Origin of the sequence: Pseudomonas sp. K5002 (genome assembly GCF_013386655.1) — a bacterium.
In the GTDB taxonomy this organism is placed as follows: domain Bacteria; phylum Pseudomonadota; class Gammaproteobacteria; order Pseudomonadales; family Pseudomonadaceae; genus Aquipseudomonas.
Genome location: NZ_JACARK010001064.1, coordinates 1 through 1309 on the forward strand (window position 1 = coordinate 1; position 1309 = coordinate 1309).

At 62.1% G+C, this 1309-nt stretch carries 2 protein-coding genes; one reads left to right on the forward strand and one right to left on the reverse strand.

The window, feature by feature from the left end; genetic code table 11:
• Window positions 1–202 (reverse strand): 2Fe-2S iron-sulfur cluster-binding protein (locus HX846_RS33200; protein ID WP_178967048.1); only part of this gene is annotated, 202 nt, incomplete at its 3' end.
• A 216-nt stretch (window positions 203–418) separates the two neighbouring features.
• On the opposite strand from HX846_RS33200, the gene HX846_RS33205 reads away from it, so the two are divergent.
• The coding region (locus HX846_RS33205) for a fumarate hydratase (protein WP_178967049.1) at window positions 419–1309 on the forward strand (891 nt) is incomplete at its 3' end.

Genomic DNA, 1309 nt, shown 5'->3' on the forward strand with positions numbered 1-1309 from the left:
GCCAGCCATCCTGGCGCTGCGCCGGGCTCAGGGCATCCGGCTGGTTGTCCTGGATATCACCCTGGCAACGCACCAGGCAGGCATGGCAGCTGCCGGCGCGGCAACTATAAGGCACGGCCACGCCCGCCTGGTTCAGGGCATCCAGCAGGTTGCTGCCGGCGGCTACCGACCAGTGGCGTTCACCGACGTGAAGTTCAGGCATCAAGGGTCTCGGATCAAAAAGGCGTCTACAGGGAATCACGCCCCGTAGAGTTTGACCATAGTCGGGTGTATCGGCCACCGTGGCGGGTTATACTGCCGCGCCTTTTTAGCGTCGCGCCTGCACCACTTTGGCGTGCCTTGGAAAGGTGGCTTCAGCCGACCGATGCAACACTGACGCCACCTTTATTGAATGTTCCCTTATAGAGGAGCGCGACTCATGACCGTGATCAAGCAAGACGACCTGATTCAGAGCGTTGCCGACGCCCTGCAATTCATTTCCTACTACCATCCCGTTGACTTCATCCAGGCGATGCACGAGGCCTACCTGCGCGAAGAATCGCCAGCGGCCCGTGACTCCATGGCTCAGATCCTGATCAACTCGCGCATGTGTGCCACCGGCCACCGCCCGATCTGCCAGGACACCGGGATTGTCACCGTATTTGTACGTGTAGGCATGGACGTGCGCTGGGATGGCGCCACCATGAGCCTGGACGACATGATCAACCAAGGCGTGCGCCAGGCCTACAACCTGCCGGAAAACGTCCTGCGGGCTTCGATCCTCGCCGACCCGGCCGGTGCGCGTAAAAACACCAAGGACAACACCCCTGCCGTGATCCACTACTCCATCGTCCCGGGTAACACCGTGGAAGTGGACGTGGCCGCCAAGGGCGGTGGTTCCGAGAACAAGTCGAAAATGGCCATGCTCAACCCGTCCGACTCGATCGTCGACTGGGTGCTCAAGACCGTTCCGACCATGGGCGCCGGCTGGTGCCCACCGGGCATGCTTGGCATCGGCATCGGCGGCACCGCCGAGAAAGCCGCGGTAATGGCCAAGGAAGTGTTGATGGAGTCCATCGACATCCACGAGCTGAAGAAGCGCGGCCCGTCCAACCGTATCGAAGAGATGCGCCTGGAGCTGTTCGAGAAGGTCAACCAACTGGGCATCGGTGCCCAGGGCCTGGGTGGCCTGACCACCGTGCTCGACGTGAAAATCATGGACTACCCGACCCACGCGGCTTCGCTGCCGGTGTGCATGATCCCCAACTGCGCCGCCACCCGTCACGCGCACTTCGTGCTCGACGGTTCGGGCCCTGCATCGCTCGAAGCG